The organism is Anaerolineae bacterium, assembly GCA_014360855.1.
GTDB lineage: Bacteria > Chloroflexota > Anaerolineae > JACIWP01 > JACIWP01 > JACIWP01.
Genome location: JACIWP010000257.1, coordinates 1 through 4,163 on the forward strand (window position 1 = coordinate 1; position 4,163 = coordinate 4,163).

General features: G+C 61.3%; 4 protein-coding genes. All 4 read left to right on the plus strand.

All coding sequences use genetic code 11. The features are described 5' to 3' along the window. Positions 1-152: 152 nt before the first annotated feature. A complete protein-coding gene (locus H5T60_12170; GenBank protein ID MBC7243188.1) occupies positions 153-1,721 on the plus strand; it encodes a citramalate synthase in 1,569 nt (522 codons plus the stop codon). A 230-nt stretch (positions 1,722-1,951) separates the two neighbouring features. After that, on the plus strand, positions 1,952-2,455 hold the full coding sequence (locus tag H5T60_12175; GenBank protein ID MBC7243189.1) for a 4Fe-4S binding protein: 504 nt from the start codon (positions 1,952-1,954) through the stop codon (positions 2,453-2,455). Between the two features lie 270 nt (positions 2,456-2,725). Beyond that, positions 2,726-3,091, plus strand: coding sequence for a NifB/NifX family molybdenum-iron cluster-binding protein (locus H5T60_12180; GenBank protein ID MBC7243190.1), 366 nt, complete (start codon positions 2,726-2,728; stop codon positions 3,089-3,091). Then, a complete protein-coding gene (locus tag H5T60_12185; GenBank protein ID MBC7243191.1) occupies positions 3,081-4,043 on the plus strand; it encodes an ATP-binding protein in 963 nt (320 codons plus the stop codon). The genes H5T60_12180 and H5T60_12185 overlap by 11 nt, the downstream gene beginning before the upstream one ends. The last annotated feature ends 120 nt before the right edge of the window (positions 4,044-4,163 follow it).

The window sequence follows — 4,163 nt, forward strand, 5'->3', positions numbered from 1 at the left end:
CCAGACATCACACAGCCCACCGGTTCTCCCAACCGGTGGGCTTTTATTTTACGGACCTGCGGAGGTCATTGGCAAAGGCGCTCTCACCGTCGGCACATCGCCGGCGGGGGCGCCTTTTGTGTTTCTACCATTTCGGCAACCTGGAGGAGAACATGGGAAGCGTGGAATTGTACGATACGACCCTGCGAGATGGCGCGCAGCAAGAGGGCATCTCTTTCTCGCTGGATGACAAGATCAAAATCGCCCGTAAGCTGGACGAGTTCGGCATTCACTACATCGAGGGGGGATGGCCCGGCTCCAACCCCAAGGACGCCGGCTTCTTCGAGCGCATGCGCGAGGCGCCCCCGAAGCATGCCATCATCACGGCGTTCGGCTCCACCCGGCGCGCCCACCTCCGCCCGGAGGATGACCCCAACCTCCAGGCGCTGGTGGACTGCTTCGCGCCGGCGGTGGCGCTGGTGGGCAAAAGCTCCGCCCTCCACGTGCGCGAGGTGCTGGGCGTGAGCTACGAGGAAAACCTGCGCATGATCGCCGACAGCGTGCGGTATATGCGCGAAAAGGGCAAGATCGTCTTCTTCGATGCAGAACACTTCTTCGACGGCTTCAAAGAGGACCCGGACTATGCCCTGCGCACGCTGGAAGCGGCGGCGGATGCCGGCGCGGCCGTCCTGGTGTTGTGCGATACCAACGGCGGCACCATGCCGGCGGAACTGGCCCAAGCCATCGAGGCGGTGAAGAAAGCCACCAGCGTGCCGCTGGGCATCCATGTGCATAACGATGCCGGCCTGGCCGTGGCGAACACCCTGCTGGCAGTGCAGGCCGGCGTCACCCAGGTGCAGGGCACTATCAACGGCTACGGCGAGCGCTGTGGCAACGCCGACTTGTGCGCCATCATCCCCAATCTCCAGCTCAAGCTCGGCTATCAGGTGGTCAGCCCCGAGCAACTGCGCGGCCTGACCAGCCTATCGCGCTTCGTCTTCGAGCTGGCGAACATGGCGCCCAATCCCACCATGCCCTATGTGGGGCGCAGTGCCTTCGCCCATAAGGCCGGCACCCATGTCAACGCCCTCCTGAAATCCCCCCAGAGTTATCAGCACATTGACCCGGAACTGGTCGGGAACACCCAGCGCATCGTCGTATCCGAGCTTTCCGGCAAGTCCAACATCCTGCACAAGCTCCAGGAGCTGAAGCTGGGGTGGGAAGTCAGCAAAGAGCAGTTGGAGCAGGTGCTCCAGGAGATCAAGCGGCTGGAGAACAAGGGCTTCCAGTTCGAGGGGGCCGACGGCTCAGTGGAATTACTGCTCCACCGCACGCGGCCGGGCTACCAGCGCCCCTTTGAGCTGGTGGATTTCCATGTGCTGGTGACCAGCGGGCGCGACGGCGGGATGTCCGCCGAGGCCACGGTCAAGGTGCGGGTCAAGGATCAGATCATCCACACCGCCGCCGAGGGCAATGGTCCGGTGAACGCGCTGGACCTGGCGGTGCGCAAGGCGCTCCTGCCCTTCTTCCCCAAGCTGGCGGACGTGCATCTGACCGATTACAAGGTGCGCATTCTTGACGGCGAGGCGGCCACCGGCGCCCAGACGCGGGTGCTGATCTCCTCCACCAACGGCAAGAAAAGCTGGACCACGGTGGGAAGTTCCACCAACATTATCGAGGCGAGCTGGATCGCGCTGGCGGACAGCCTGGAGTATGCGCTGTTGAACGGCGCCGGCGAGTGACCATCATCGGGCTTCTATTCCGGGGACCAGGCCGGGTGCGGGCCGGCCTGGTCCTTTGTGCTTTTCCGAGACTGCCGTGCCTTCCGGTACTTTGTCCCTGAAAGTAATCCCCTTGCGATACAACGTCCCACTGCTATCTGTTTTTTGTCACTATTGACATTTTGCATATAATCTGGTATAATCAATACAGCAATACGACAGAGGGGTAGAGAGGGATAGGGGGAAGCGAGATGTATCGGATCGATCCGATGCGATGCAACGGTTGTGAGAAATGTTTGGAGGTCTGTCCCGCCGGGGCCATCTCAATGGAAAATAATCGGGCCAATATTGACCCGGCGAAATGCCTCGGATGCGGCGCGTGCGCGGATGCATGTCCGTTGGACGCCATTGTTTCCGAGCAAGTACCGGCGTACCATGAGACAGGGAAACGCCGTGAGGTGCCGGCAGTGATATCTATGCCCAATGCCCACGTTATCCGCCGGCCGACAACGGAGGTACTGCCCACAAGCACCCTGCGCGGCCGGCTACTGCCCCTGGCCGGCAGTGCATTAGTATGGGTGACGCGGAACCTCCTGCCCGCGGCTATTGCGGCCTGGAGGGAGTCCCGCATTGGGCTCACTGATACGCCTGCCACTACATCGGCTGGCGGTGCCACAGTCAGGCGGTATGCCACATCCAACGCCGCAACAAGACCGCGCGGCCTCCATAGACACCGCTGGGGACGCGGCAAGTAAATCACAACCTGTTTGTTGAGGCTCTGCTATAACTCTCACTACTCTATTGGAGGTACACAATGGCGGGTAAACTCTTGTTTCAAGGTGGTCGCGGTCTCGGTAGAGGTGGACAGGGCCGAGGTGGAGGGAACCGACCTGGTTCCGGCCCTGGTGGATATTGTGTCTGTCCAAAATGCGGCTACCGGACCCCGCACATCGCCGGCCAGCGGTGCATGGACATGACTTGTCCGAACTGTGGAACGCGATTGATCAAGGAATAGGTGCTGAGCCATGAAAATTGCCATCCCAGCTAGTGCTCCGAGCCTGGACGCGCCCATGGATTCAAGGTTTGGGCGAAGTGCGTATTTCATCCTAGTGGATACCGACACCATGCAGTGGGAGGCCCATGAAAATCCGGCGGTACACGCCAGCGGCGGCGCCGGCCTGCAAGCGGTTCAATTTCTCAGCCAGTTCGGCACGCAGGCCGTTATCAGCTGTGATTTTGGGCCCAATGCCACCACGGCACTATCTGCCGCCGGCATCCTGATGTACCAGTGCAATTCACCGCTGACCGTTCGGGAAGCTGTCTCGCAGCTCTCCGCCGGCCAACTCCATCAGGTACACAATGCAACCAACCCGGGACACCATGGGAAGTAATACCGCTAGCACACCACGGCCGCTTCGTATCGCAGTTGCCAGCGGCAAAGGCGGGACTGGCAAGACCACGGTAGCGGTCAGCCTGGCGCTGAGCCTTATCGAACCACCACCTACAGCGACATCGCAGCCTCAGGTGGCCTTCCTGGACTGTGATGTCGAGGGGCCCAATGCCCATCTGTACCTGCGGCCCATATTCGACCGCCGGGAGGATGTCGTCATCCTGGTGCCGGAGGTTGACGCTTCGAAGTGCACCGTGTGCGGCAAATGCGCGGAGGTCTGTCAGTATCACGCCATTCTGGTATTGGGCACTACTCCGCTGGTCTTTCCGCACCTCTGCCATGGGTGCGGCAGTTGCGCACAAATCTGCCCGGAGAACGCGATATCCGAGCAGCCTCATCCGATCGGCGTGGTGGAGGCCGGCATTACACCCCACGGCATCTTTTTCGCTCGAGGGATGCTACAAGCCGGGGAGCCGTTGGCAACCCCCATTATCCGCCGGCTCAAGCAGTGGGCCATCCCTCCATCCACGTCATCCCACAGCGTCATCATATTCGATGCGCCACCAGGCACCTCATGTCCGGTCGTCGAGACCGCGCGTGGCGCCGATTTCCTGTTGCTAGTAACCGAACCCACTCCTTTCGGGCTTCACGACCTCCGCCTGGCGGCCCAGGTCGCCGGCGAGTTGGGGATCCCAGCCGGAGTAGTCATCAATCGCGACGGGATCGGCGATGAGTCCGTTGCATCGTTCTGCGCGAGTGCAGGTCTTCCGATCCTGATGCGCATTCCTTTCCAGCGAGCCATTAGCGAGGGAATTGCACAAGGCCGGGCACTGCTCGACATTCACCCGGAGTACCGCACGGGGTTCTGGAACATGTTCCAGCACATCCAGGATCTGCTGGCGCATCACTCCCAGATGGGCACTCTCCGACAGCTCGCCACTGACAGCCAGTAGTTGCTGGAGGGGCAATGAAGCAGCTCGTGATCGTAAGCGGTAAGGGCGGGACGGGCAAGACCAGCCTGGTCGCCTCATTTGCACATTTGGCTTCACACCACTCCCCGCGAGTCCGTGCCG

What these genes read in the sequence shown, in the direction of transcription:
- H5T60_12170 (MBC7243188.1), top strand. Translation starts at nt 153, where the DNA reads ATGGGAAGCGTGGAATTGTACGATACGACCCTGCGAGATGGCGCGCAG.
- H5T60_12180 (MBC7243190.1), top strand. Translation starts at nt 2,726, where the DNA reads ATGAAAATTGCCATCCCAGCTAGTGCTCCGAGCCTGGACGCGCCCATG.
- H5T60_12185 (MBC7243191.1), top strand. Translation starts at nt 3,081, where the DNA reads ATGGGAAGTAATACCGCTAGCACACCACGGCCGCTTCGTATCGCAGTT.
- H5T60_12175 (MBC7243189.1), top strand. Translation starts at nt 1,952, where the DNA reads ATGTATCGGATCGATCCGATGCGATGCAACGGTTGTGAGAAATGTTTG.